Annotated in this window: 17 protein-coding genes; 7 read left to right on the top strand and 10 right to left on the bottom strand. The window is 70.6% G+C overall.

Going from position 1 to position 25,490, the window contains the following annotated elements; genetic code table 11:
- Positions 1-51: 51 nt before the first annotated feature.
- The 5 genes from QCZ28_RS18850 to QCZ28_RS18870 form a co-directional block, all read right to left on the bottom strand.
- Entirely contained in the window at positions 52-456 is a 405-nt protein-coding gene (locus tag QCZ28_RS18850) for a roadblock/LC7 domain-containing protein (protein ID WP_279517884.1), read from the bottom strand.
- A 16-nt stretch (positions 457-472) separates the two neighbouring features.
- Positions 473-2,881, bottom strand: a complete 2,409-nt coding sequence (locus QCZ28_RS18855) for a nitrate- and nitrite sensing domain-containing protein (RefSeq protein WP_279517885.1) — start codon at positions 2,879-2,881, stop codon at positions 473-475.
- A gap of 253 nt (positions 2,882-3,134) precedes the next feature.
- Positions 3,135-3,617: a helix-turn-helix transcriptional regulator gene (locus QCZ28_RS18860; RefSeq protein WP_030336264.1), complete on the bottom strand. Its 483-nt coding sequence runs from the start codon at positions 3,615-3,617 to the stop codon at positions 3,135-3,137.
- A gap of 262 nt (positions 3,618-3,879) precedes the next feature.
- Complete coding sequence (locus tag QCZ28_RS18865; protein ID WP_279517886.1) at positions 3,880-5,172, bottom strand: cytochrome P450; 1,293 nt, start codon at positions 5,170-5,172, stop codon at positions 3,880-3,882.
- A 388-nt stretch (positions 5,173-5,560) separates the two neighbouring features.
- Positions 5,561-7,915, bottom strand: coding sequence for an AbfB domain-containing protein (locus QCZ28_RS18870; protein ID WP_279517887.1), 2,355 nt, complete (start codon positions 7,913-7,915; stop codon positions 5,561-5,563).
- Between the two features lie 258 nt (positions 7,916-8,173).
- Here QCZ28_RS18870 and QCZ28_RS18875 point away from each other — a divergent pair, with 258 nt between their 5' ends.
- From QCZ28_RS18875 to pdxY, 3 genes are all read left to right on the top strand, one after another.
- Positions 8,174-9,190: a LacI family DNA-binding transcriptional regulator gene (locus tag QCZ28_RS18875; RefSeq protein ID WP_279517888.1), complete on the top strand. Its 1,017-nt coding sequence runs from the start codon at positions 8,174-8,176 to the stop codon at positions 9,188-9,190.
- Between the two features lie 163 nt (positions 9,191-9,353).
- Positions 9,354-10,148: a serine protease gene (locus QCZ28_RS18880; RefSeq protein ID WP_279517889.1), complete on the top strand. Its 795-nt coding sequence runs from the start codon at positions 9,354-9,356 to the stop codon at positions 10,146-10,148.
- Positions 10,149-10,352: 204 nt separating this feature from the next.
- On the top strand, positions 10,353-11,204 hold the full coding sequence (pdxY, locus tag QCZ28_RS18885; RefSeq protein WP_279517890.1) for a pyridoxal kinase PdxY: 852 nt from the start codon (positions 10,353-10,355) through the stop codon (positions 11,202-11,204).
- Positions 11,205-11,235: 31 nt separating this feature from the next.
- Here the strand turns inward: pdxY and QCZ28_RS18890 are convergent, their stop codons facing one another.
- The 4 genes from QCZ28_RS18890 to QCZ28_RS18905 all read right to left on the bottom strand — a co-directional run bounded on the left by QCZ28_RS18890 (position 11,236) and on the right by QCZ28_RS18905 (position 15,174).
- Positions 11,236-11,568, bottom strand: coding sequence for a putative quinol monooxygenase (locus QCZ28_RS18890; RefSeq protein ID WP_279517891.1), 333 nt, complete (start codon positions 11,566-11,568; stop codon positions 11,236-11,238).
- A gap of 46 nt (positions 11,569-11,614) precedes the next feature.
- Positions 11,615-13,033, bottom strand: a complete 1,419-nt coding sequence (locus QCZ28_RS18895; protein ID WP_279517892.1) for a PQQ-binding-like beta-propeller repeat protein — start codon at positions 13,031-13,033, stop codon at positions 11,615-11,617.
- Positions 13,034-13,095: 62 nt separating this feature from the next.
- Positions 13,096-14,055, bottom strand: coding sequence for an acetamidase/formamidase family protein (locus QCZ28_RS18900; protein ID WP_279517893.1), 960 nt, complete (start codon positions 14,053-14,055; stop codon positions 13,096-13,098).
- A gap of 96 nt (positions 14,056-14,151) precedes the next feature.
- Complete coding sequence (locus QCZ28_RS18905; protein ID WP_279517894.1) at positions 14,152-15,174, bottom strand: polysaccharide deacetylase family protein; 1,023 nt, start codon at positions 15,172-15,174, stop codon at positions 14,152-14,154.
- A gap of 443 nt (positions 15,175-15,617) precedes the next feature.
- Between QCZ28_RS18905 and QCZ28_RS18910 the strand changes: the two genes are divergently transcribed.
- Positions 15,618-16,697: a glycoside hydrolase family 19 protein gene (locus QCZ28_RS18910; RefSeq protein ID WP_279517895.1), complete on the top strand. Its 1,080-nt coding sequence runs from the start codon at positions 15,618-15,620 to the stop codon at positions 16,695-16,697.
- A gap of 319 nt (positions 16,698-17,016) precedes the next feature.
- Positions 17,017-22,581: a GH92 family glycosyl hydrolase gene (locus QCZ28_RS18915; RefSeq protein ID WP_279517896.1), complete on the top strand. Its 5,565-nt coding sequence runs from the start codon at positions 17,017-17,019 to the stop codon at positions 22,579-22,581.
- Here the strand turns inward: QCZ28_RS18915 and QCZ28_RS18920 are convergent.
- On the bottom strand, positions 22,578-23,486 hold the full coding sequence (locus tag QCZ28_RS18920) for a hypothetical protein (protein WP_279517897.1): 909 nt from the start codon (positions 23,484-23,486) through the stop codon (positions 22,578-22,580). The two genes, QCZ28_RS18915 and QCZ28_RS18920, sit on opposite strands and share 4 nt — an antisense overlap.
- Before the next feature lie 142 nt (positions 23,487-23,628).
- Between QCZ28_RS18920 and QCZ28_RS18925 the strand changes: the two genes are divergently transcribed.
- Both QCZ28_RS18925 and QCZ28_RS18930 read left to right on the top strand, forming a co-directional pair.
- The gene (locus QCZ28_RS18925; RefSeq protein ID WP_279517898.1) at positions 23,629-24,846 is read left to right on the top strand and encodes a histidine kinase; all 1,218 of its coding nucleotides are present in this window, start codon (positions 23,629-23,631) and stop codon (positions 24,844-24,846) included.
- A complete protein-coding gene (locus tag QCZ28_RS18930) occupies positions 24,830-25,489 on the top strand; it encodes a response regulator transcription factor (RefSeq protein ID WP_279517899.1) in 660 nt (219 codons plus the stop codon). Before QCZ28_RS18925 ends, QCZ28_RS18930 begins: the two co-directional genes overlap by 17 nt.
- The last annotated feature ends 1 nt before the right edge of the window (position 25,490 follow it).

The raw sequence follows: 25,490 nt of genomic DNA on the forward strand, positions 1-25,490 counted from the left end.
TGAACTCCAGAGGAAGGGGAAGGGGGCTCCGGCGTGGGGGCGCCGGGGTGGTCAGCGGGTGCGGGCGAGCGCCGCCCGGGCAGCGGGGGTCAGCGCGTCCCCGATGCGGTTGGCCAGCTCGGTCATCTCGTAGGAGACCTTGCCCACGTCGCACTCGGGGGCGGCGAGCACCAGCAGCGAGGCGCCGTCGTTGAAGGCCATCGAGAACATGAACCCGCCCTCGAGCTGCGTGACGTTGGAGATCACCGCGCCGGCGTCGAAGAAGGCCGCCGCCCCGCGCAGCAGGCTGACCAGTCCGCTACCTGTGGCGGCCAACTGGTCGGCCCGGTCCGGTGGCAGGTCGCGGGTGGCGGCCACCATCAGGCCGTCGCTGGAAATGGCGATCGCGTGGCTGACCTCGGTCGCGCGCGCCGCGAAGTTGTCCAGCAGCCAGCCGAGATCCTGTTGGTCGCTCACGTGCTCTCCTGTCGCGTCATGGGTTGCCGCTGTTGATCGGGGTGCGCCGTCGGTTCGCCACGCCCCGCGCGTACGCGGCCATCGCTGTCGCCACCTGCGCCGGGTCGCGGTACTCGGACCGTTGCTGCTGCTGGGGCACTGTCACACCGCCGGGCACGAGGTGCCGTTGCGGCTGTCGTTTGGGCAGTCCGGAGTTGGTGGTGGTGGCGACCTCGGGGGTCTGCGCCTGGGCGGCGGTACGCCAGGCGTCGTCGGCGGGGCTGGACCACTGCCGGCCGTTCTGACCGTTCTGACCGTTCGGGACGTCGACGACGTCGCTCTGGAACCAGTGGTTGACCTGTTCGAAGATGAGGAGCTCCTCGGTGGGCGCGTCACCCCGGTCCGGGGGTGGGGGAGCCGACCGGAACACCGGCGCCGCCGGCAGGGTCCGCTCGGCCGCCGGGCGTCCGGCGGTGGGTTCGGGGCGCGGCTGGTACGGCGGCGGCGGGTTGGCCGTGCGCGCCGCTCGCCGCGACAGGCGGCCGGGTGCGAGCAGGTACTCCTCCGGTGGCAGGGACCGGATGATCGCCGCGGGCAGTGTCGCCTCGGCGAGGACGCCGCGTCGGGGGCCGCGTCGCAGTTGGACGGTGGCGCCCAGCCGGGCCGCGAGTTGACCCACCACGACCAGCCCCATCGCCCGGACGGCGGCGACGTCGATGGCCGGTGGGTGGGCCAGCAGCTCGTTGAGTTGCTGCATCCGCGGTGCGGACAGTCCCACGCCCTCGTCGCTGATCTGGACGATGACGCGGTCGCCCAGGCTCCGGCCGCTCACCCAGGTCTCACTGCCCGGCGGCGAGTACGCCGTGGCGTTGTCCATGAGTTCGGCGAGCAGGTGCACGACCTCGTCGACGGTCTTGGCGGCGACCGCGACGTCCCCGTCGATCATGCCGAGCCGGACCCGCGCGTAGTGCTCGATCTGGGACAGCGCCGCCTGGAGCACCTGTTGCAGCGGGACGTCGCGCTGGCGTACCCGGCCCACGCCGACTCCGCCGAGCACCAGCAGGCTGGCGTTGATCCGGCCCATCCGGGTCGCCAGGTTGTCCAGCGTGTACAGCTGGTCGAGCCGGTCGGGGTCGGTCTCGTCCCGCTCCACCAGGTCGACCTGGGCCAGGACGGCGTCGACCAGTCGCTGTTCGCGGCGGCTCAGGTGGATGAAGATGTCGGCGGTGTTGGCGCGCATGACGGCCTGTTCGGCGGCGGTCCGCACAGCCGCCTGGTGCACGGCGTTGAACGCCTGGCCCAGCTCGCCGATCTCGTCGTCGCTGGACGGTTCGAGGGCGGCACTGGACTGCTGGTGGGCCAGCTTCTGCGGGTCGACGGTGGCGCTGCCGGGCTGCTGGAGCTGGGCCACCACGGCGGGAAGCTGCTCGAACGCCACGGCGTTCGCCGCGTCCCGTAGGCGGCGTAGCCGTCGGGTGATCTGCCGGGCGACGGCCCAGGTCACCAACGCGGTCAGGATCAGGGCCAGGATGACGCCGGCCGCCTCGGCCACGGCCCGACGGCGCTGGTCGGCGTGCGCGGCCCGGACGTCGTCGCGGACCGCGTCGTCGACCCGGGCGCGCAGGTCGGCCAGGCGGGTGGCGCGCGTCTGGGTGGTGGACACCCAGTCGTCGGTCTCCAGTTTCAGCTGCGAACCCGGCTGTGCCCGGGACACCTCGTCCTGCATCCGTTGCAGGGCGAGCGCCTCCTTGCCGGTGCCGGCCTGTTCCCACCAGAGGCTCCACTCGGGTGGGGCCAGCGCCAGAAACGACAGGCTCGACTCGGTGTAGCTGGTGCGGGCCGCGGTGATGTCCTGCTGCATGGCCGGGGTCAGCTCACCGCCCGCGACGGCGCGCAGCACCGCCACCTGCTGCTGACCGATGGCCTCGGCCGTCTTCGACAGTGCTGCCGAGGCGCGGATCCCGTCGGCGAGTTGGGCGTCCACCACGCCGTGGGAGACGTTCTCCCGCAGGTTGATGAGGTCGGCGATGGCGATGCGGTAGCTGAAGGTCATCGCGGACACCGACGCGTGCGTGGCGGTGCGGACCTGGGTGCGCAGCGGGGCGAGGCCGTTCAGCGCCGCGTCGATGCGCCGCATCAGCTCGGGGTTGGCGTCGTTGTCGGCGGACAGCCGGCCTCGCTGCGCACGGTAGCGGGCGACGGCTTCGTCGGTGGCGGCCACCTCCGCGACGAAGGCGTCCTGCTGCTCCGGCCGGGCGTAGGTGAGCAGGTCGGCGGCGGCGATGCGTTCGCGTTGCAGCCGGTGGGCCAGGTCGCCGGCCTCGGCGCCGACCTGCGTCAGGAGTTGCAGGTCGCTGGCCCGGGCCGTCTGGCGGGCGCTCTCGGTCAGGGCGAGACCGGCGAAGCCGATCACCGCGATGAGCGGGGCTGCCACGATGAGGCGCATCCGACCGGCTATCTTCCAGCCGCGTCGGCGCGTCGGGTAGGGTCTGGCCGCGTGGGACCGGGTGCTCGACGCCAAGATTGACTCCCACGACTCGTCGATGACGGTCTATCCGCACGTTGCCGAATGCAAGTCCCATTCGGCCGGAAGCCGCGCTCGTAGACCAGACCTGGCCGTGGTACAAACTGCCCGTACCAGCATCTGTACCCAACGTCAGCGACCGGTGACGCCGCGCGGTCGCGGCGGATCCGCCGGGTCAGCGCTGGTTGTCGGGGGGCCCGACCGGTGGGTGCCGCCGCTGCGGGTCGTCCGGTTCGGGTTGGCCGTTGAGCACCTGGCCGATCAGTTCGCGCAACTCGTCGATCGCGTCCACCACGGCCTCCGGGTCCCGCGCGTCGCGCCGCCCACGCTGACGCGGCACCCGCCGATCCAGCCGGGCCGGCTCCGGCCCGCGCGGGCCCCGGCGACCGTCGGCCGCCAACTGCTCGGCCGCGACCTGCGGCCAGAGCGCGGCCAGTCGTCCGCCGGTGCCGAGCACGTCGTCGCAGCGCAGCGCGAACTCGTGGCTGCCGAACCGGCGGCCTGACTCGACCGCGGCGACGGTCTCCCGGCTGAACCGCACCAGATCCGCCAGGGCCCGTTGGGTCAGGCCCCGTTTGACGCGACAGTTGCGCAGCTCCCACCGGAACCGCTGACTGGCCGCGGAGTGAGCCGAGCTCGACGGGGACGTGTGCTCCATGCGCTCACCTTCGTGGAACGGACATTCAGCGACCGATGCGGGATCGAGACCGGCCAATGAGCTGGACATTCGCAGAGGGCAATTCTTAACCCAGGATGCGATGGGTGTGAAGACGTTCACCGGCATGGATCGTCGGGCAAAGCGCGAACGGCGCGGGCCGGGCCGGTGTCGGCACCGAGATGCGCCGGGCGGAGCGGACAACCCTCGCGCGTCCCACCCCTCGACCCGTCGGTAGGTCGACATCGCCGGCGCTCGCGGGCGCTCAGCCGGCGCGCACTTCGGCCGTCGCGCCACCGCGTGCCACCGGCTCGTCCGAGGACGCCGGGATATCGATTGTCGCGAGCAGTCCGCGGTGCGCACGAAACGCGACATTGGGTTTGTATGAACGATGTTGCTCCGGCGACAGTCGGAGGCCGGGAATGGTTTGGGCGAGCCGGCTGAGGGCGATGGCGGCCTCAAGTCGCGCCAATCCCGCGCCGATGCAGAAATGTGGACCGTGACCGAACGACAGATGGTTGCCCACATCGGGTCGGTGCGGGTCGAACCGGTCCGGGTCCTGGAATGCCGCGGGGTCCCGGTTCGCCGCGCCGATCAACAGCAGGCAGCGTGCCCCGGCGGGGATCGTCACCGCACCCACCGTGACATCACGGGTGGTCACCCGGAGCCAGCCGTCGATGGCCGGCGCGAACCGGAGCGTCTCGGCCACGAAGGCGGGGACGAGCCCTGGGTCCGCGGCGATCGCCGACCAGCGCAGGGGATCGGACAGGGCCTGGTCCAGAGCGTGGGCGAGCAACCCGGCGGTGGTCTCGTGCCCCGCGACCAGGAGGTTGAAGGCAAGGCTCGCCACCTCGGGCACCGTCAGGACGCTGTCGTCGTCGTCGCGGTAGGCCAGGGCCCGGCTGATGAAGTCGTCGCCCTGCTGTCCACTGTCCACCCGTCGGCGGACCAGCTCTTCGCAGTAGTGCCAGAACTCCAGCAGGCCCTGCGCCAGGCGTACCTGCTCGGCCGGGTCGGGCTGCCCCCAGACGAGGGCGATCTGGCCGTCCGCCCAGCTCCGGATCCGACCGATGTCGGCGTCGGGCACCCCGAGGATGTCCAGGACCACCAGCAGGGGAAGCTCGGTCGCGAAGTCCGGGATCAGGTCGACCTGCTCGCCCCGGCGGGCGGCGAGACGGGACACCAGCTGCTCGACCCTTCGCCGGACGATCGCCCCGTACTCGGCCTCGACCCGCTCGGCGGTGTTCGCGAAGGTCGCCCGCAGGGCCCGGCGGGTGCGTGGGTGCGTTGGTGGGTCGGCGGCGGCCGTCGTGGGTGGCGCGTCGATCTGCATGATCACGCTCAGTGCCGCTGGGCACACCTCGTAGACCGGGACGAGGGTGAGGGCATTGGCGAATGTCGCGGCGTCGGCGAGGGCCCGCCGGACGTGTGCGTGTCTGCTGATCAACCACAGGTCCAGATCTTCGGCGTAGTGCGCGCCGTCGGGATCGTCGAGAATGCGCCGCCACACGCCAGCCGGGTCGGTGAGATAGACCCTACTGAAGGGATTCAGACGCATGGAAAGCCTCCTGACGCACGCGGCGCGAAACCGGCAGCGCCCCCATTTGGCGATCCACTTCGGCGATGCCGATAATGGCGCTCATCTGCCTCTGGCCCTTTACGGTGCGCTGGCCAGGCGGACAAGTCAAGATTGGTTTTCGTCTATTTATTGCGCGGCCTGATTGCGTGTTGCAACAGCCGGGCGAACCTGGCGGGATGCAACTTGCGGCACGGCCCTTGCCCGGAAAAGCCGACCCGGTCGGACGGTGCAATCGACTCGCCGATTCCCCTCATGACCGGGGAAACGACCCCCGGGACGACGAGTGACGCCGCCGGGCCGATGACAACGGTGCGGGGGGTTCCAGCCCAGGCCGGAACCCCCCGCACGTCGGGTCGTGACGACCCGGTCAGGGTGCCCACGGAGCGGCGATGCTCCAGGTGCTGTCGGCGGTCCACAGCGTCGGCGTGTTGTACGCGTCGCCGCCGGTGCCGTTGCTGAGCCAGACCTCCGCGTTGTAGTGCCGCAGGTACTTACCTCGGAAGTTGTACGACTCCAGCGACACGCCGGTGCCGGTGAGCCCGGTGCGGGCGCACCAGGTGGCGTCGGCGCGCAGCAGCGCGGAGCCGTCGTCCGGCGAGTTGCGGACCCGGGAGTTCTGGTGGCGCAGGTACTGCCCGGGGAAGTTGACCGACTCGAACGAGTAGCAACCCGTGCCGGCCAGGCCGGGCCGGATGGTGTACGTGGCATCGGCCTTGAGCAGGCTGGGGCTCGCGGCGTCGACCACCTCGGTGTAGGCCAGGCCGTCCTGGTGGCGCAGGTAACGGTTGGTGAAGCCTGGCGTGGTCACCTGCAACGATCGGCGGGTGTTGGTCGGCAGGGCGACGGGCGCCGAACTACCGATGGTCTTCGAGGCGTTGACCAGTGCGGTGTTGGCGGCGCGCACCCGCGCCTGGTCCATCTTGATCACCCGCCGGTCGTAGGTGAGGAAACCGTTCAGCTCACCCTCCAGGTCGGTGATCTCGGTGTAGATGGAGGCGCTGAGCCCCTTGCCGACCATCAGGTTCTGGCTGCCCTGCACCAGCCCCACGTAACGGTCCGTGAGCGCTGTCGGGTTGGCCTGCCACTCGTAGGCGAAGAACTGACCGTTCGGGCTGTACTCGTGCCCCGGCGTGTGCAGGCCCAGGCCGCCGAACTCACCGAGCACCGCGATCCGGGTGCTCGACGGTACGGGGGAGTCCGGCCCGAGGTAGACGTGCCAGTCGTCGATGTCGCCGTTGCCGGGGTTGCCGAGGGACTGGCAGCAGTTGTGGCCGCTGTGCGGGTTGACCAGACGGGTCGGGTCCTGGTTCTTGATGTTCTGCGCGACCCGTCGGGTGTCGGCGAGGGACCGCTCACCCCAGCCCTCGTTGTACGGCGTGTACGCGATCACGGCTGGTGAGCTGCGGTGCTCGTCGACGATCTCGCGCGCCTCGGCCTCGAACTGCGCCTGCTGCGCGTCGGTGGGGTCGACGTCCTGTGCGGTCAGCGACGGAATGTCCTGCCAGACCAGCAGGCCGAGCCGGTCGGCGTGGTAGAACCAGCGCTGCGGTTCGACCTTGATGTGCTTGCGCACCATGTTGAAGCCCAGGTCCTTGTGCTTCTGCAGGTCGAAGGCGAGTGCGGCGTCGGTCGGCGCGGTGTAGAGCCCGTCTGGCCAGAAGCCCTGGTCGAGGGTGCCGACCTGGAACACGAACTGGCCGTTGAGCTTGGGGCGCAGCACCCCGTTGACGAGGCCGGTGGTGATCTCCCGCATGCCGAAGTAGTGCGTGGTCCGGGCCACCACGGCGCCGGCGGCGTTGCGCACCGTCACCCGGAGGTTGTAGAGGAACGGGTCGTCGGGTGACCAGCGCCGCGCGTTGGGCACGGGCACGTTGAATTCGGTGAAGCCGCCGGTGGCCGAGCCGACCACAGTGGCGCCGTTCAGTGCCTCGGCGAGCACGCTGTGGCCGCTCACGTCGCCCCGGGTGAAGACCCGGACCCGTACGGTGTTGGTGCTCAGGTTCGGGTAGAGGTCCACGCTGCTGATCGAGGCGGCGGGCACCGGCTCCATCCACACCGTCTGCCAGATGCCGGAGCTGGGGGTGTAGAAGATCCCGCCGGGCGTCTTGGTCTGCTTGCCGATGGCGGGCAGGCTGCCGTTCTGCCGGGTGTCGGTGGGGTCCCAGACCTTCACGACGATCTCGTTCGCCCCGGCGGTGAGCTGGGCGGTCACGTCGAAGGTGAAGGCGTCGTAGCCACCGGTGTGCGCACCGACCCGGACGCCGTTGACCCAGACGGTGCTCTGCCAGTCGACGGCGCCGAAGTGCAACAGGGTCCGCCGGCCCGACCAGTTGGCCGGGATGGTGACGGTGCGTCGGTAGAACAGGTAGTTGCGGTTGTCGTTGGCGGCCCGTTGGATGCCGGACAGCGCGCTCTCCACCGGGAACGGCACGTTGACCCGCTCGGGCAGGTTGGTGCCGAACTGCGGGGCGTCGTCGGTGGTCGACTGGCGTAGCTGCCACTCGCCGTTGAGGTTGAGCCAGTCCGGCCGCGTCATCTGCGGTCGCGGGTACTCGGGCAGTGGGGTGCCGGCGAGGGCCTGGCTGGTCCAGGGGGTGGTCAGTGGCGGCGTCTTGGCCGGCGCGGCGGACGCCGACGAGGAGGGCGCGGCGAGAAAGCCGGCCACCACCGCGAGGACGAGCAGCAGTGGCAGGGTGGGGCGGATGGGGACGTGACGTGTCATGCCGTCTCCGAGGGGGCGGGTTGCCACGGGCGGTGCAGCCAGGCCCGAAGCGCGTGGGTGGTGGGCATCGGGTGGTCGTTGACGGGGGACGGGCGTCAGCGACGGACGTCGGGTGGGATCTCCACCCGCCGACGGTGGTCGGCATATTGACATCTGTCTTCGCCTGTATAACGTTATAGAACCGCGTTGGGCGTCCCGTCAATGCTTGTTCGTCGATGCCCGACCGGCCCGCCGGTCGACGTCGCGAAAGGGTGGTGGATGGGCGTCAGCCTGAAGGACATCGCCCAGCGCGCCGGTGTCTCGCTGGCCACCGTCTCGAACGTGGTGAACGGGTACCGCCCGGTGGGGGAGCGGACCCGACAACGGGTGCAGCAGGCGATCGACGAACTCGGCTACAGTCCCAACCTCGGCGCCCGGCACCTGCGCCGCGGTCGCACCGGCCTGATCGCCCTGGCTGTCCCGGAGCTGACCAACCCCTACTTCGCCGAGCTCGCCGAGATCGCCATCGCCGAGGCCGCCGGGCTCGGCTACACCCTCGTCATGGAGAACACCGCCGCCGACCGGGAGGCGGAGCTGGCGCTCCTCGACGGCACCCGGCAGCGCGTCATCGACGGTCTGATCCTCAGCCCGGTGCGCATCGGCCGGGCGGAGGTGTTGGCCCGTGCTACCGGCGGCCCGCTCGTCCTGATCGGTGAGGGTGTCTACGACGTGCCGCACGACCACATCGCCATCGACAACGTCGCGGCCAGCCACGCGGCGATCCGGCATCTCGTGGCGATCGGCCGTCGCCGGATAGCGTTCATCGGCGCCACCGCTGGCGGCGACCGGCAGTCGGCCCACCTGCGGGTCCGGGGCTACCGGGAGGCCCTGGCGGCGGCCGGCCTGCCGTACCGACCGATGTTGGTCGCCCGCACCGAGGCGTTCGGCCGGCTCGACGGCAGGCGGGCCATGCACGACCTCCTCGCTCGCGGTGACCGGCCGGACGCGGTGTTCGCCTACAACGACCTGGTCGCCATCGGCGCGCTGCGGGCGCTGGCCGAGGCCGGCCACCGGGTTCCCGAGGACGTCGCGGTGGTCGGCATCGACGACATCGAGGATGGGCGGTTCAGCGCACCGACCCTCACCACTATCGCCCCGGACAAGAGGGAGATCGGCCGTCTCGCGGTACGCCGTCTCGTCGCCCGCATCGAGGACGCGGAGGTCGTGGGGCCGCTGAGCGTGCAGACACCGTTCCGCCTCATCCGCCGGGAGAGCACCGGCGCCCCGGGCGGCTGACAACCGGTCGCACCGCAGCCCTGCGGCGCACCGCGCGAGATCCATAACGCCGGTGGTACGACCCAGAGAGGATGGCCCGCGAGATCCATAGCTCTCAATATGATGACCGCTATCTCGACTGCGGTGCGCTCACGAGGCGCGCCACCCTGATGCGGAGGAATGCATGGTTCGCTGGCGTACCCTCACTGGCCTGCTGGCCACCGCGTTGGCCGCGGTGACCGCGGCCAGCCTCACCCTCACCGCGCCGGCCGCCGCGGCCGACAGCCCCGTGACGCCGACCGTCGTCGGCGGCACCCGCGCCGCGCAGGGCGAGTTCCCGTTCATGGTGCGTCTCTCGATGGGCTGCGGCGGGGCGCTGTACAGCCCTCGGCTGGTGCTCACCGCGGCGCACTGCGTGGGCTCGACCGGCACCAACACGAGCATCACCGCGACGCTCGGGACGGTCGACCTCCAGTCGTCCAGCCGGATCACCGTCCGGTCCAACTACGTCTACCGGGCCCCCGGCTACAACGGCGCCGGCCGCGACTGGGCGCTGATCCGCCTGGCCAGCCCCGTCACCGGGCTGAGCACGCTGCCGATCACCACCACCACCGCGTACGACAGCGGCACCTTCACCGTCGCCGGCTGGGGTGCCGCGCGGGAGGGCGGCGGCCAGCAGCGGTACCTGCTCAAGGCGACGGTGCCGTTCGTCAGCGACTCCGTGTGCAACGCCAACTACGGTGGCGACCTCATCCCCGCCCAGGAGATCTGCGCCGGCTACGCCAGCGGCGGCACCGACACCTGCCAGGGCGACTCGGGTGGCCCGATGTTCCGCCGCGACGCCACCAACGCCTGGATCCAGGTCGGCATCGTCAGCTGGGGCAACGGCTGCGCCCGGCCCAACTACCCCGGCGTCTACACCCAGGTGAGCTACTTCGCCTCGTCGATCGCCTCGGCCGCGGCGAGCCTCGGCGGCTGACCGCACGACCGCGGCCAGCCTCAGCGGCTGACCGTACGACCGCGGCCAGCCTCAGCGGCTGACCGCACGCCCACTCGGGCGGCCCGGACGGCACGGTCCGGGCCGCCCGTTCGCGCCGTGCCGACGGACGGGCGGCGAGTGGGCCACCCGACAGAAACGGCGGGCCGTCAGTGCGACGCCGGCCGCAGCGGCGATGATGGGCCGGTGAAGATCCTGTCCATCCAGTCGTCGGTCGCCTACGGCCACGTCGGCAACTCGGCGGCGGCCTTTCCGCTGCAACGCCTCGGGCACGAGGTCTGGCCGGTCCTGACCGTGCACTTCTCCAACCACACCGGGTACGGCGCGTGGCGGGGCCCGACGCTCCCCGCGGCGGACGTGGCGGAGGTGATCGCCGGAATCGGGGACCGCGGGGTCCTCGGCGACGCCGACGCGGTGCTCTCCGGCTACCAGGGCGACCCGGCGGTGGGCGCGGTGATCCTGGACGCGGTGGCGACGGTGAAGGCCGCCAACCCGGACGCCGTGTACTGCTGCGACCCGGTGATGGGCGACGCCGGCCGGGGCATGTTCGTCCGGCCCGGAATTCCGGAGTACCTCCGGGACACCGTCGTGCCCCGCGCGGACATCATCACGCCGAACCACTTCGAGCTGGACTTCCTCGCCGGCCGCACGACGACATCGCTGGCCGAGGTGCTCGACGCTGTCGACGTGGTGCGCGCGAACGGGCCACGGCACGTCCTGGTGACCAGCGTGCTGCACGGCGACCTGCCGCCGGACTCGCTGGAGGTGGTGGCGGTCTCCGACGAGGGCGCCTGGGCGGTGACCACACCGCTGCTGCCGATCAACCCGAACGGTGGGGGCGACGTCACCGCGGCGCTGTACCTCGCGCACCTGTGGACGACCGGCTCACCCGCGACCGCGCTGGAACGCACCATCGCCTCCGTCTACGCCGTGCTCGAGGCGACTCTCGCGGCCGGCACCCGGGAGATCCAGCTCATCGCGGCGCAGGACGTGATCGCCGACCCGCCGACCCGCTTCACCGCCCGCCGGCTGCGCTGACGGCGGGTCGGGCCGCGCGGGTCGGCGACGGTCAGCGGCCCTCGGGAACGGCCATCTCACCGAGCAGCGACCAGTCCTCCTGGGGCACCGTGGCGTTCACGATGCGCGGGGTCTCGGCCAGGTGCGGCGGCAGGGTCTCCTGGGCCGTGCGGAAATGGGCGGACTGCACGTGGGCCGCACCGGCCTGGTCGTCGCGGAACGCCTCGACCAGCACGTACTCGGTCGGGTCGTCCAGACTGCGGGACCAGTCGAACCACAGGCAGCCCGGCTCGGCCCGGGTCGCCTCGGTGAACTCGGCGGCGATCTGCGGCCACCGGTCGGCGTGCTCGGGCCGGATCCGGAACTTGGCGGTAATGAAGATCATGGCCTCAGGCTACCCAGCCGGGCGGGCCCCCGCGGTGTGCTGGCCGTCAGCGCAGCCGGCGGATGTCGCCGTACGCGCGGTAGTAGCCTCCGCGGCTGGACTCCCGCACCTCGGTCACCAGGTAGCGGGCGCCCGGCTCGCGGATCCCCTTGGGGAACTGCACGGACCAGTCGCGCCGGTAACCGTCGGACAGCACCTGAACCCGCAGCCGCCCCCGATCGTCCAGGCACTGCACCACCACGCCCGCGCCCGCGTCGCTGGTCACCTCGACCATCGTCGGTTGCACCGGCTGGGGCGCCTGGCGGGGGGCCTTGATGTCGCGCACCTGCGGCACGTCCCCGGCCTGCGCCGCGCGGATCGCCGGCTCGCTCGCGTCGATGCAGGCCAGGTGGCCACCGGTGGTGACGACGTAGAGCCGGTCGTCGTGGTACTGCATGGAGTACGCCGAGCCGCAGCCGGTGCCGAGCTTCCACAGCCGGGTGCCCGCCGAGTCGAAGCAGTAGATCGAGGACTGGCTGTCACCGGCGAAGACGTAGCGGCCGCCCTCGGCGGTGGCGCAGGAGAAGACCGGGGCGTCGCAGCGGTAGGTGCGCTCGTGCCGACCCGACTTGGACAGCCGCACCACCTCGCGGGTGCCCGTCCCGGCGAACACACTGCCCTGCTCCTGCCAGCCGAAGAGCACCGAGCCGGTAGTGGTGTGCCACAGTTCCCCGCCGGTACGCCACTCGTAGCCGGTCACGCCCTGCGAATGGCCGTGGTAGATGGCGTTGTCGTCACAGCGCACCATCCAGGCCGAACGCCCCCGCCCGGGACGTCGCCACAGGAACTCGTCCTCGTGGTCGACGGCGGTGATCCCGCCGTCGGCGTCGGAGACGCCGAGGACGCCGTCGTGGATGTCGAGCCAGTAGATGTCGATCTCCGGGGCGATCGCGTACGCCACCCGGGGCACCTTGCCGGACAGGTCGTAGACGTTGCCGTCGTCGCAGCCGGCGTAAATCCAGGCGTCGTCGGCGACGATGCACTTCACCCCGTCGGGCAGGCGGACCTGGCCGCGCACCTGGGCGTCGTGGTCGAGCGTGGTGATAACGCCGTGCTCGTTGCCGACCATGCAGTGCTGCCCGTCGACGAAGATGCCGAAGGCGGGGGCACCGGAGTCGTAGCGCCAGAGCACCGGGGCGGTGTGGGCGGTGGAGCGGGTGCTCACGATCTGCCGCCGTGACACGGTGCGCTTCTGACGGACGCCGGGGACGGCCGGCGCGTAGCCCTTGCGGATCTTCTCCCCGATCTTCTTCGCCGCGGCGGCCCGGGCCCGGGTGTTGTCCGGATAGGCGCTGGCCTTGACCTGCCCCTGGTCGCCGATCCGGCCGTAGCGCACCGTCAGCGTGGCGTTGTCGACGATGACCTCGTAGAACTTGTGCGCACCGTCCACTTCGGACAGTTCGAGGTAGGTCGTCTCCTGGGACATGGGGGGCCTCCGAGGGTCAGCGAGCGGCCAGATCCGGCCGGCGCGGCGACAGTGACCACACGTTATCGGCGACCTCCGACAGAATCGGCGTGCGGAAATCGCAGCGCGTCGTCGCGCAGGACGGCGTGCGCGCCGACGGTCTGGTTGACGATCTGCGTCACCCGCACGTCGACGGCGATGCTGGCCAGCGCCACCGCGTCCGCGCGGCTGAGGCCGTGCAGCCGCTGCATCAGTGTCAGCATCGACTCCAGGGCGGTGAAGGTGGCGTCGTCGAGGGAGGCGCCGACGCCCAGGGTCAGCCACGCGTCGGGGGTGCGGGCCACCGGGCCGGTGATCGGGAAGTCGTCGCGTACGTCGAAGGTCAACGTCACCTCGTCCATCGGGCACTCGATCGCGGTGCCGCCGACCTCGCCGTCACCCTGTGCGGCGTGACCGTCCCCGACGGAGAACAGTGCGTCGTCCACCGGGATCGGCAGCAGCAGGGTGCTGCCGGCGGTGAGGTCCCGGCAGTCCAGATTGCCGCCCCAGGGTCGCGGCGGGATCGTCGAGTGTCGTCCCGGCTCGGCGGGTGGCATGCCGAGCACTCCCATGAAGGGCCGCAGCGCGACCGAGTGGCCATGCTGGTTGCGGCCGGTCATCGTCTCCGGGTCCAGCGTCCAGGCGTGCACCACCGGTTGTTCCTGCACGCCGTAGCGCTGGTTGAACACGCTCGGCCAGCCGCCGGCCACCGTGGTTCCCCAGGTCGCCGGGGTGATCGCGTCGATGCGTACCGCGAGGGTCTGGCCGGCCCGGGCACCGCGGACCGCGACCGGACCGACCAACGCGTGTCCGTGGTCGGGCCGGTGCTGCGCGACCCGGGGGCGGTCCCGGTTCGGCCCGCCGGGGTACGGGCCGGCGGACCACCAGCAGTCCAGGGTGCGGTAGGTGACGGTGTCGCCGGGGTCGATGGTGAGCACCGGCGGGAGATCGGGGGAGAAGTGGCCGTGCAGGCTGTCATCCCCGGGGATGAGGGTGTGTCGCATCAGTGCAGGCTAGTGGCGGCTGGTCCGCGCGCCGGGCCGCCAGGTGCGCGGTGGGCGCCGGGCGCACCCACCGCGCACGTCTCAACCTGGGCGATGTCAACCCGAGGTGCAGGAGCGGATCTGTGGGCGGGCGCTGCTGTTGCCGTTGGTCATCGTGGTGAAGCCGAAGGTGTTGCCGCTGCCGTTGGACCGCATCGTCATGACGGTGCCGCTGCTGTCCCAGGTGGCGGTGCCGTTCCAGACGGTGGAGATCCGTTGGGGTGAGGTGATGGCCACGACGACCGTCCACGTGCTGGCGCCGCTGACGGTGACCGACGTGTTGTACCGGTCGCCCCAGACGTTCGTGGTCGCGGCGGTCGCGGTGCAGGTTCCGCCGGAGGGCGGCGGGGTGGTGGTGGGCGGCGGGGTGGTGCCGTCCGGCGCGACGGCGCGGCCGGTGGACGGCGAGATCATGCCGGGGCACAGGTTGCGGCTGGTCAGGTTGGCCATGATCTGGGGGATCGCGTCGCGGGTGTTCTGGATCCCGTCGTGCATCAGGATGACCTGACCGGCCTGGAGTCGACTCGCGTTGGCCACGATCTGGCTGACGCTGGCGCCGTTCCAGTCCTGGGAGTCCACGTCCCAGAGCACCTGGCGCATGCCCAGCGACGAGGCGACGGACTGCAGGGTGGAGTTGGTCTCGCCGTAGGGCGGCCGGAAGAGAACCGGTCGGCTGCCGGTCGCCGACTGGATCGCCGAGCTGGTCTGGGACAGGTCCGACTGCATCTGCGCCTGGGACATCGAGGTCATGTGGGCGTGGTTCCAGCTGTGGTTGGCGACCCACATGCCGGCGGACACCTGGGCCTGCGCGGCCGAGGGGTTGTTCTGGACGTTCTGCCCGACGTTGAACATCGTGGCCCGTACGCCGTTGGCGCGCAGCACGTTCAGCAGCGCGCTGGTGTTGCCGGTCGGACCGTCGTCGAAGGTGAGGCCGACGTAGCCGTTGCAGGTGGCGGCGCTCGACGGGGTCGAGGTGGCCGCGAGGACGACACCGCACATGGCGACCGCGGTGGCGAGGACGGCGAGCGCCGCGCGTAACCGCCGGGACCACAGCGCCGTGCGGGGGAAGAGCCTGCTCATCTGGTGCCCCTTCGCGCAGACCCGGACACGCCCTGGATGCGGGCAGCACAGTCCGGACAGGTGTGGATGGGTGGGTAGCTGGAGCCGATACCACAGCGAAGCCGATCGCATTGACCTCAGTGGATCGGAGTATTACAGCGAGAATTCCAACACGTCAACAAGTTCCGGAAACTCCCCGGAACAACTCAGGCGCGCGTCCGGCTGTTGGTCAGGCATGCCGTGATCGGGTCCGAGGTCTCGCGGCATCGCGATCCCGCGGGGTCGACGCGGTCAGGGGCGCTGTGCTCCGGAAAGAGCCTGGAAGTACCGGTCGCCGGTCGCCGGGCCCGCCCCCATCCGGCCACCATCAGAATAGTAAAGAGTGTGAACAGAAGATGTTACAGTCATGCCGGTCGATGTCGGTCCGGATTTCGGCCAGTGAGGTCCCAGGAAGGAGTGATCACATGACAAGACTGCGCGCGCTGGTCGCGCTGGTGGCACTGATCGTCGCCGGTGGACTGGTTGCGGTCATCCCGGCCACCGCCGCGTCGGCGGCGGCCTGCTCGGCATCGTGGCAGGCCTCGGCCGTCTACTGGGGAGACGCCCAGGTCTCCCACAACGGCCGCAACTACCGGGCGAAGTGGTGGACCCAGAACGAGGCCCCGCCGGGTACGACAGGCGTCTGGGAGGACCTCGGAGCGTGCGGCGGAGGCACCACGCCACCCACCGGGGGGACCTGCAGCTACCCGAACTGGACGGCCGGAACCTGGTACGCCGCCGGAGCGATCGTGCGGTACACCAACGGTCTCCACTACATCGCCGAGCACGACAATCCCGGGTACGACCCGATCGTCAGCACCTGGTACTGGGAGCCCTACGCCTGCGGCGGCCAGCCCCCGACCACCCCGCCGCCCACCAACCCGGGCGGCTTCGTGGTGACCGAGGCCCAGTTCAACCAGATGTTCCCCGGTCGCAACTCGTTCTACACCTACTCCGGACTCGTCGCCGCGCTCAGCGCCTACCCGGCGTTCGCGCGCACCGGCAGCGCCACCGTCCAGCGGCAGGAGGCCGCCGCCTTCCTGGCCAACGTGTACCACGAGACCGGCGGGCTGGTGCACATCGTCGAGCAGAACACCGCCAACTACCCGCACTACTGCGATCCCGGCCAGTCGTACGGCTGCCCCGCCGGGCAGGCCGCCTACTACGGGCGGGGGCCGATCCAGCTCAGTTGGAACTTCAACTACAACGCCGCCGGTAACGCTCTCAACCTGCCGCTGTTGACCAACCCGTGGCTGGTGCAGACCGACGCCGCGGTGGCCTGGAAGACCGGCATCTGGTACTGGATGACCCAGAACGGGCCGGGCACCATGACCGCCCACAACGCGATGGTCAACGGCGCCGGGTTCGGACAGACGATCCGCAGCATCAACGGCTCGATCGAGTGCAACGGCGGAAACCCCGCCCAGGTGCAGAGCCGGGTCACCAGGTACCAGCAGTTCGTCGGCATTCTCGGCGTGTCCGCCGGAGCCAACCTCTACTGCTGATTCGTGCCCGGGCCTCGGCGTACGTCCTTACACGGGGTCGAGGCCCGGCACGTCGGCCGCCGGGCCCGGCGCGGGCGGTGGCCGTTTCGACGCGGTCAACCCGTTGACACGGCCGTGTTGCGCCCGGAACTATCAGCGGCAGTCCACCGCCCCGATCTTGTTGCTCACGAACTCTGATGACAACGATGTCAGGGCCTGACCCCCACTCGCTCCACACTGCCCAGACGTTCGACGTACTCGACCCCGTTCGAGTCGAAAGGCCCCGTCCCTCATGTCGCACAGACCACTTGCGAGCCCCCGCTCGCCCCGCCTGATCGCGGTGACGACAGCCGCCCTGCTACCGCTGGGCCTGCTCGTCGCCGCGCCCCTGGCCAACGCCGCGACCCCGGCAACGCCGGGCACCTTCGCGTCCTCGTTCGAGTCCACCGACCCCAAGCCCGCCACCAGCACCGTCGAGGTCGGCGCGAACGGAAAGCCGATCCAGGGCAACCTGAGCGGCACGGTCGCCACCCTGCCCGGCAGCCTGCTCGGCCAGGTCACCGCAGTGACCGCGAGCGACGAGTACCAGCCGCGAGAGATCGCCGCGAACCTCACCGACGACGACCCGTCGACCAAGTGGCTCGTGTTCGCCACCACCGGCTGGGTGACCTACCAGCTCGCCAAGCCGGCGAAGGTGGTCCGATACTCGCTGACCGCGGCCAACGACGCGCCGACCCGCGACCCCAGGGACTTCGTCATCCAGGGGTCGAACGACGGCAGCACCTGGACCGACCTGGACAAGCGCACCGGCGAGAAGTTCAGCGGTCGCTTCGCGACCAACAGGTACAGCTTCACCAACCCGACCGCCTACAGCTTCTACCGGCTCAACGTCACCGCAAACTCCGGTGACACGCTCGTGCAGCTCGCCGACTGGAACATCAGCGACGGCTCGGATGTCCGCCCACCGACCACCCCCATGGTCAGCGTGACCACCGCCGGCCCGAACGGCGGGTACACCACGAAGCCCGACGTCGGTTTCACCGGACTCACCGCGCTGCGCTACGCCGGCGGCGCCCTGGCCGACGGCCGCTCGTACGGGACCAACAAGCTCTTCGACGTCACCATCCCGGTCGGGCCGAAGACCCGGCTGTCGTACAAGATCTTCCCGGAGTACACCGGCGGGGACGCCGGCTACCCGTCCACCTACGCCGCCGTCGACCTGCACTTCACCGACGGCAGCTACCTCAGTGGCCGCTCACCCGCCGACCAGCACGGCAACCTGCTCACCGGCGCCGGTCAGGGCGCCTCGAAGGCGCTCTTCGCCGACCAGTGGAACCTGGTGCGGGCCGACCTCGGCACCATCGCGCGCGGCAAGACGATCGACCGCATCCTGCTCGCGTACGACAACCCCACGGCCACCGAGGGCACCCGGTTCCAGGGCTGGCTCGACGACGTCGAGGTGGAGGGCTCGCCGGCGGCGATTGACGGCTCGAAGCTGACCAACTACGTCGACACCCGACGGGGCACCAACTCGTCGATCGGCTTCTCGCGCGGCAACAACCTGCCGATCACCGCGGTGCCGAACGGCTTCAACTTCTTCACCCCGGTGACCGACGCGGACTCCGACTCCTGGGAGTACGAGTACCACCGCATCAACAACGCGGCCAACCTGCCGATGCTGCAGGGCCTCGCGATCTCCCACGAGCCGAGCCCGTGGATGGGTGACCGCAACCAGATGTCGGTCATGCCGGTCGCCGGCGACCGGTCACTCACCGGTGATCCCGCCAGCCGCGCGCTCGCCTTCAACCACGACGACGAGACCGCGCAGCCGGACCTCTACCGGGTGAAGCTGGAGAACGGCCTGATCGCCGAGGTGTCGCCCACCGACCACGCCGGGATCATGCGGTTCACCTTCCCCGCCGGGCAGGCGACCGGAAGCCTCGTCTTCCACAACGGCACCTTCACCATCGGCGCGGACGGCACGTTCACCGGCTGGGTCGACAACGCGAGCGGCCTGTCGGCCGGTCAGACCCGGATGTTCGTGTCCGGCGCGTTCGACCGGGCGCCGACGGCGAGCGCCGCGACGTCCGCCACCTTCGACGTCACCAGGAGCCGGGAGGTGACGATGCGCCTCGCGACGTCGTTCCTCTCCGTCGACCAGGCGCGCAGGAACCTCGACCTGGAGGTCACCGGTAGGAGCTTCGACCAGATCCACGCCGCCGCCACCGCCGCGTGGCAGGACCGGCTGGGCCGGGTCGAGGTGCGGGGCGCCAACGAGGCGCAGCTGGTCTCGATGTACTCGAACCTGTACCGGCTGAACGTCTACCCGAACTCGCAGTCGGAGAACACCGGCACCGCCGCCGCGCCGCGCTGGCAGTACGCGAGCCCGGTCTCGGCCCCGACCGGCACGTCGACAGCCACCCACACCGGCGCGAAGATCGTCGACGGCCAGATCTACGTCAACAACGGTTTCTGGGACACCTACCGCACCGTGTGGCCCGCCTACTCCCTGCTCTACCCGGACATCGCCGCCAAAATCTCCGACGGGTTCGTCCAGCACTTCCGCGACGGCGGCTGGATCGCCCGCTGGTCCTCGCCCGGTTACTCCGACCTGATGACCGGCACCAGCGCCAACGTGGCCCTGGCCCAGGCGTACCTCACCGGGGTCAAGCTGCCCGACCCGCTCGCCGCGTACGACGCCGCCGTCAAGGACGCGACCGTCGCGTCCGGGCGCCCCGAGGTCGGCCGCAAGGGCATCGAGAACTCCCTGTTCCTCGGCTACACGCCGACCTCCACCCCGGAGTCGGTGTCGTGGGCGCTGGAGGGCTACATCAACGACTACGGCATCGGCAACATGGGTGCGGCCCTGGCCAAGGACCCGGCCACGCCGAAGTCGGAACGCGCCCGGCTCAAGGAGGAGTCGCGCTACTTCCTGGAGCGCGCCCGCAACTACGTGCACCTGTTCGACTCGAAGACGAAGCTCATGCAGGGCCGCGACGCCGCCGGCAACTTCCTCGCCGGTGATCCGCTGGACTGGGGTGGCGTCTACACCGAGACGAACGGGTGGAACTTCGCCTTCACCGCGCAGCAGGACGGTCAGGGCCTGGCCAACCTGCTCGGCGGGCAGAAGGCGCTGCGCGACAAGCTCGACACCTACTTCTCCACCCCGGAGAACGCCGACCGTCCCGGCGGTTACGGCGGCATCATCCACGAGATGGTAGAGGCCCGCGCGGTACGGATGGGGCAGCTCGGCATGAGCAACCAGCCGTCGCACCACATCCCGTACATGTACAACTTCGCCGGCGCGCCGTCGAAGACCCAGGAGGCGGTCCGGGAGATCCTGCGCCGCCTCTACGTCGGCAGCGAGATCGGCCAGGGCTACCTGGGCGACGAGGACAACGGCGAGATGTCGTCCTGGTACATCCTCAGCTCGCTGGGCATCTACCCGCTGCAGGCCGGGTCGTCCGAGTGGACCATCGGCTCGCCGCAGTTCACCAGGATGACAGTGCGCCGCAGCACCGGCGACATCGTCGTCAACGCCCCGAACAACAGCGTCGCGAACGTGTACGTGCAGGACGTCAAGGTCAACGGCAAGAAGCAGCGCGGCCTCTCCCTGGACGTGTCCGCATTCGCCAGGGGCGGCACCATCGACTTCCAGATGGGCCCGAAGCCGTCGTCGTGGGGCAGCGGCAAGAACGACGCACCGCCGTCGCTGACCAAGGGTGGCGAGGCGCCGAAGCCGTTGCAGGACGTCACCGGCCCCGGTCTCGGCACCGCGACCGCCACCGGCGGTCAGGACGCGTCGAAGCTCTTCGACGACTCGTCCACCTCGCAGCTGACCTTCACCTCGGCGACCCCGCAGATCACCTGGGCGTTCCGCGCTGGCAAGCAGAAGCCGACGTCCTACACCGTCACCTCCGGGGCCGGTGCGGGCGACCCGGCGGACTGGCGCCTGCAGGGCTCCAACGACGGCCTCACCTGGACCACTGTGGACTCCCGCACGGACCAGGCGTTCCCGTGGCGCAACCAGACCCGCCCGTACTCGATCGACAAGCCGGGACGCTTCGCGCAGTTCCGTCTCGCCGTGACGAGGACCGTCGGCGCCGCGCAGACCAACCTCGCCGAGGTGGAGCTGCTCGCCGGGGGTGACCTCGACCTCGCGGGCGGCGACATCACCGTCACGGCCACCCAGGGCGTGCACGCGACCGCCGGCGTACCCGTCTCGGTGCCGCTGGCCACCGTCACCGGCGGTGACGCCAACGGCTACCAGGCCACCATCGACTGGGGTGACGGCACGCCGGTCACCGCCGGCACCGTGACGTTGAACTCGCGGGCCGTGTACCGCATCGGTGGTTCGCACACCTACAGCACGCCGGGCTACCACCAGGCGAACGTCACGGTGACCGACGGCGAGAGCCAGAGCTCCGCGACGGTCGGCGTCGAGGTGGCGTACGCCCCGCCCTCCGGTCTCACCGCCGCGTTCGACAACGTCTGCGTCGGCGACGAAGGGGTCCTCGCGGCGGACTGCGACGCCAAGTCGTGGGCGTACTCGCGGGCCGCCCTGGCGGCCGGCGGTGTGACCCAGGGCCAGCCGCAGCAGGTGCCCGGAACCGCGCTGCGGTTCACCCTGCCGGTGATCCCGGCCGGACGGCCGGACAACGCCACCGGTAACGGGGCGACTGTCGTGCTCGACCTTCCGCAGGACGCGAAGAGCATCTCGTTCATCGGCGCCGGCACGCAGGGCAACCAGAGCACCACCGGTACGGCGACGTTCAGCGACGGCAGCACGGCCAGCATTCCGATCCAGTTCAGCGACTGGACGCTGGGCGGCAACGCCAACGGCATCCCGTCCTACGGCAACGTCATCGTCGCCCGGACGGCGTACCGCCTGCAGGGCACGAGCCGGGACGGCGCCCAGCCGTTCCTGTTCGCCACCGCGCCGTACCAGATCCCGGCGGGCAAGACGTTGGTGTCGGTGACCCTGCCGACGCAGACCGGCGACCCTCGCTCGGCGGGTCGGATCCACGTGTTCGCCGTTGCCAACGACGGCACGCCCGCCCCGGCGCTGGCGACCGTCGCCGGGAAGGACCAGACGGCGACCGCCGGGCAGGTCCTCACGGCGAACCTCGGCACGGTGACCGGCGGGGTTCCCGGTACGACGGGCTACCGGGCCCGCGTCCAGTGGGGTGACGGCACCGTTCCGCAGGACGTGACGATCGGCGCGTCCGGCGCGATGAGCGGCACGCACACCTACGCCCGGGAGGGCACCTACACGGTGCGCGTCACCGCGTGGGACACCCTGTCGAGCAGCGCCGGGTCCTTCACTGTGACAGTGGCCCGGGGCGGGTCGCAGCCGGCGATCGCGCTCTCCGCGTCCGGCACCGTCAGCACCGGTGGTGCGATCACCGTCGAGGGCAGCGGCTTCGCCGCCGGCGAGCAGGTGACCGTCAGCGTCGGCACCGACCCGGGCCGGACCACGAAGGTCGCGGCCTCCGCGACCGGAAAGGTCCGCGCCTCGGTGCCGACCTCCGGGGACGCCGATCCCGGCCGGTACGCCGTCACCGCGACGGGCGCGTCCTCGCGTACGCCGGCCACGGCCACCGTCCAGGTGACCGAGCGGGCGCAGGCGCGGACCTACCGGCCGAGGGTGGCGCTCCTGACCACCTCCGGACCGCGCGGCACGTCGATCATGGTCGACGGGTCCGGGTTCGCTCCGAACGAGACGGTCACCATCACCTTCGGCGACGGGCTCGCGGTCAGCACCGTGCGCGCGAACGGTGACGGCGTCATCTCCGGCGCGACGGTCAGCGTCGTGGGTACGGCGAAGGCGGGCGCGACCAGCGTCACGCTGAACGGCGCCACGTCGGCGACGAAGGTGTCCCGACCGTTCACCGTCACCGGTTAACCACCGCCTCGCAGATCATGAAAGGTCGCTCGTTGGACCTGTCGTGATGCGAGACGGGTTGACGAATCACGAGTGGGCTGTGCCGGCTCCCGGCCGGCGCGGCCCACTCGCTCGTCCCTGCTGCGGCCCCACCGGGTCCGCCCGCCGGGCTTGAAGATGGAGAGGATCGTCGCGGCCCACAGCAGGGCGGCGAACAGCCCCATGGCGCCGATCAGCAGCATCCCGGTGGTGCCGGTGTCGATCGGGCCGGATGCGCTGCGGGTCTCGAGTTCCTCGATCCAGGGGCCTTCGAAGACAGCGAGGAACGGTAGGGCGAGCGCGATAACCAGCTTGGCCAACACCCACCTGTGCTTGAGCAGACCCCACGGGGTGCCGAGCGAGACCACGACACCGGTGATGATCGCCGCAAAGGCGCTCGGGATCGCCAGCAGAATTTCGAACGTGTGCAGTAACAGGTAAGCCCCGTGCTGTAGCTCGTGGCTGTCGGCCACCGCCCCGGTGATTGCCAGCAACAGCATGCCGGTCGCGACGCCCAGCCAGCCGACCCCGATACCGACGTGCAGCGTCAGCCACACCTTCCGCGGCGTCCGCCCGAGGCGGGGGAAGCGCGGCTTCAGGCCGACCGCGATCGCCGAGGACAGGGCCATACCGAGCCACGGCATGGGGTGGGCGAGCAGGAACAGGAACTGCGCCGGCACGAAGAGCAGGTGGAAGACGATCAGCACCTGCCGGGTACGGGCGGCGAGTGCGGGATGCCCGAGCGCGAGCCAGCCGCCGAACGACAGCACTGCGGCAAGCGCGTAGCCGAATGTCGCCGCGGTCGTGAAGAGCGGATGCGGTGGGTCGGGACGCAGCGCGGTCAAGGTGCCTGCGGTGAGGGCGAAAACACCGAAGACGAGCTGCATCACTCGCGGGTTGAGATGTCGTCTGGGCATGCCCCCAACCCTCGCCGGGGCGCGCCGCCCGGCGCGTCGGCGGATCCGATAGAACGAATCAATCTCTCGGTGATGACCGGCGTGGTTGGCGTACATCTTTAGGCCGATGCCTGTGCCCGTCGGTCGGCCCTACGCTGGCAGCATCATAATCTCGCGTCTCCTGAACCAGGTTTTGCGCTGGTCCCGCCGCCGGTCGATGATCGACGGGGTAGCGGCGTTCGCCATGGCCGTGTGCGTGGTGACCGGCCAGTTCGGGGTGGATTTCTTCGGTCCCACCCTCGCCGGCTTCGGTCCCGGCCTTCCTCCGTTGTGGCTCGGTATCTCGCTCGGCCTCGCGGTCGGCCTGCTGACCTGGCGGCGCCGACAGGCCCCGACGGTCCTGCTGGCTGGTGCCCTGGCGGCGACCGCCCTCGTGTCGGCCCAGGCGACGGTGGTGCTCGCGCTCTACACGCTGGCAGAGCGCACCAGGGCGTGGCCGAAGGTCGCCGTAAGCGTGCTGGTCTCGGTGGTCCTGGTCGGCACCCCGATATGGCGGTACGCCGGTGCCGATGGAGCGATTCCGGTCACCGTCGCGGTATGCGTTGCTCCGGCGTTCCTTGGGCTGTACGTCGGCACCCGGCGCGAGTTGGTCGAACGGATCCGGGAGCGGGCCGAACGCCTCGAACGCGAGCAGCACCAGCGTGTGGCCCAGGCCCGGAGCGACGAACGGGCCCACATCGCCCGCGATATGCATGACGTCGTCGCCCATCGGGTGGCGCTGATTGTGCTGCAGGCCACCGCCCTGGAGTCGGCCGGGGGCGAGGACGCGGTGGCCCGGGGACGGCAGATCGGAGCGATCGGGCGTGAGGCACTCACTGAGGTGCGCGCTCTGGTCGGAATTCTCCGCAGCGATGATGACGCGCCGCTCGCCCCGCACCCCGGCCTGGCCGATCTGCATGCGCTGGTCGAGGTGTCCCGCCGGCTCGGTGTGCCGGTCACCCTGGATCTGGAGAAGGAGACCGGTGAACGCCTGCCGCTGCTGGTCGAGCACGCTGCCTACCGCATCGTGCAGGAATCCCTGACCAACGTGCACAAGCACGCGCCCGGCGCCCGGACCCGGATACGCATCCGGCAGACACGGCAGTCGCTTCGGGTGACGATCAGCAACGGCCGCGGACGGCCCAGCACCGCCCCGGCTCTGCCGGTCGGCGGCCACGGGCTCCTCGGCCTCGCCGAACGCGTCCATCTGATAGGCGGGGAACTAGCCTCTGGCCCCACAACCGACGGGGGATTCAGCGTGGCCGCCGAGATACCGATCTCACCCGGGAAGGACAATGACCTCACCGACTAAAACGTTGATCGTCGACGACGAATGGATGGTGCGTTCGACGCTGCGCACCATCCTCGACGCAGCCCCGGACATCGCGGTGGTGGGAGAGGCGTCCGACGGAGCCGAAGCGGTCGAGTTCGCACGGACGCTCCGGCCCGACGTCGTCCTCATGGACATCCGCATGCCGCGGACCGACGGGCTGACTGCGACCGAGCGGATCGCCCGGCTCGACCGGCCACCACACGTCGTCGTGCTCACCACGTTCGATCTCGACGAGTACGTGCACACCGCCCTTCGCTATGGCGCCGTCGGCTTCCTGCTCAAGGATGCCTCCGCCGAGGACATGCTCAACGCGGTGCGCAGCGCGGCGCGCGGCGACGCGATGATCTCCCCGCGGGTCACCCGCAGGCTCCTTCGACAATTCTCGGGCCCGACATCCGACCGGCGCAGCAACGCCGAACAACGACTAGCGGTGCTCACAGAAAGGGAACGCGAAGTCCTGGTCGCCGTCGGAGGCGGCCTGTCCAACACCGCGATCGCGGCCACGCTCTACATGAGCGAGGCGACGGTGAAGACCCACGTCAGCCACATTCTGGCGAAGCTAGGCCTGGCCAATCGGGTCCAGGCGGCGATTCTCGCCTACCAGGCCGGCGTGCTGGACTGAC

The organism is Micromonospora sp. DH14 (genome assembly GCF_029809455.1).
GTDB classification, from domain to species: domain Bacteria; phylum Actinomycetota; class Actinomycetes; order Mycobacteriales; family Micromonosporaceae; genus Micromonospora; species Micromonospora parva.

Bases quoted from the DNA above. Each gene is read 5' to 3' on its own strand.
- QCZ28_RS18890 (WP_279517891.1), bottom strand. From the start codon at position 11,568: ATGATCTTCATTACCGCCAAGTTCCGGATCCGGCCCGAGCACGCCGAC.
- QCZ28_RS18875 (WP_279517888.1), top strand. From the start codon at position 8,174: ATGGGCGTCAGCCTGAAGGACATCGCCCAGCGCGCCGGTGTCTCGCTG.
- QCZ28_RS18860 (WP_030336264.1), bottom strand. From the start codon at position 3,617: ATGGAGCACACGTCCCCGTCGAGCTCGGCTCACTCCGCGGCCAGTCAG.
- QCZ28_RS18930 (WP_279517899.1), top strand. From the start codon at position 24,830: ATGACCTCACCGACTAAAACGTTGATCGTCGACGACGAATGGATGGTG.
- QCZ28_RS18920 (WP_279517897.1), bottom strand. From the start codon at position 23,486: ATGCAGCTCGTCTTCGGTGTTTTCGCCCTCACCGCAGGCACCTTGACC.
- QCZ28_RS18905 (WP_279517894.1), bottom strand. From the start codon at position 15,174: ATGAGCAGGCTCTTCCCCCGCACGGCGCTGTGGTCCCGGCGGTTACGC.
- QCZ28_RS18865 (WP_279517886.1), bottom strand. From the start codon at position 5,172: ATGCGTCTGAATCCCTTCAGTAGGGTCTATCTCACCGACCCGGCTGGC.
- QCZ28_RS18895 (WP_279517892.1), bottom strand. From the start codon at position 13,033: ATGTCCCAGGAGACGACCTACCTCGAACTGTCCGAAGTGGACGGTGCG.
- QCZ28_RS18910 (WP_279517895.1), top strand. From the start codon at position 15,618: ATGACAAGACTGCGCGCGCTGGTCGCGCTGGTGGCACTGATCGTCGCC.
- QCZ28_RS18900 (WP_279517893.1), bottom strand. From the start codon at position 14,055: ATGCGACACACCCTCATCCCCGGGGATGACAGCCTGCACGGCCACTTC.
- QCZ28_RS18870 (WP_279517887.1), bottom strand. From the start codon at position 7,915: ATGACACGTCACGTCCCCATCCGCCCCACCCTGCCACTGCTGCTCGTC.
- QCZ28_RS18880 (WP_279517889.1), top strand. From the start codon at position 9,354: ATGGTTCGCTGGCGTACCCTCACTGGCCTGCTGGCCACCGCGTTGGCC.
- QCZ28_RS18855 (WP_279517885.1), bottom strand. From the start codon at position 2,881: ATGCGCCTCATCGTGGCAGCCCCGCTCATCGCGGTGATCGGCTTCGCC.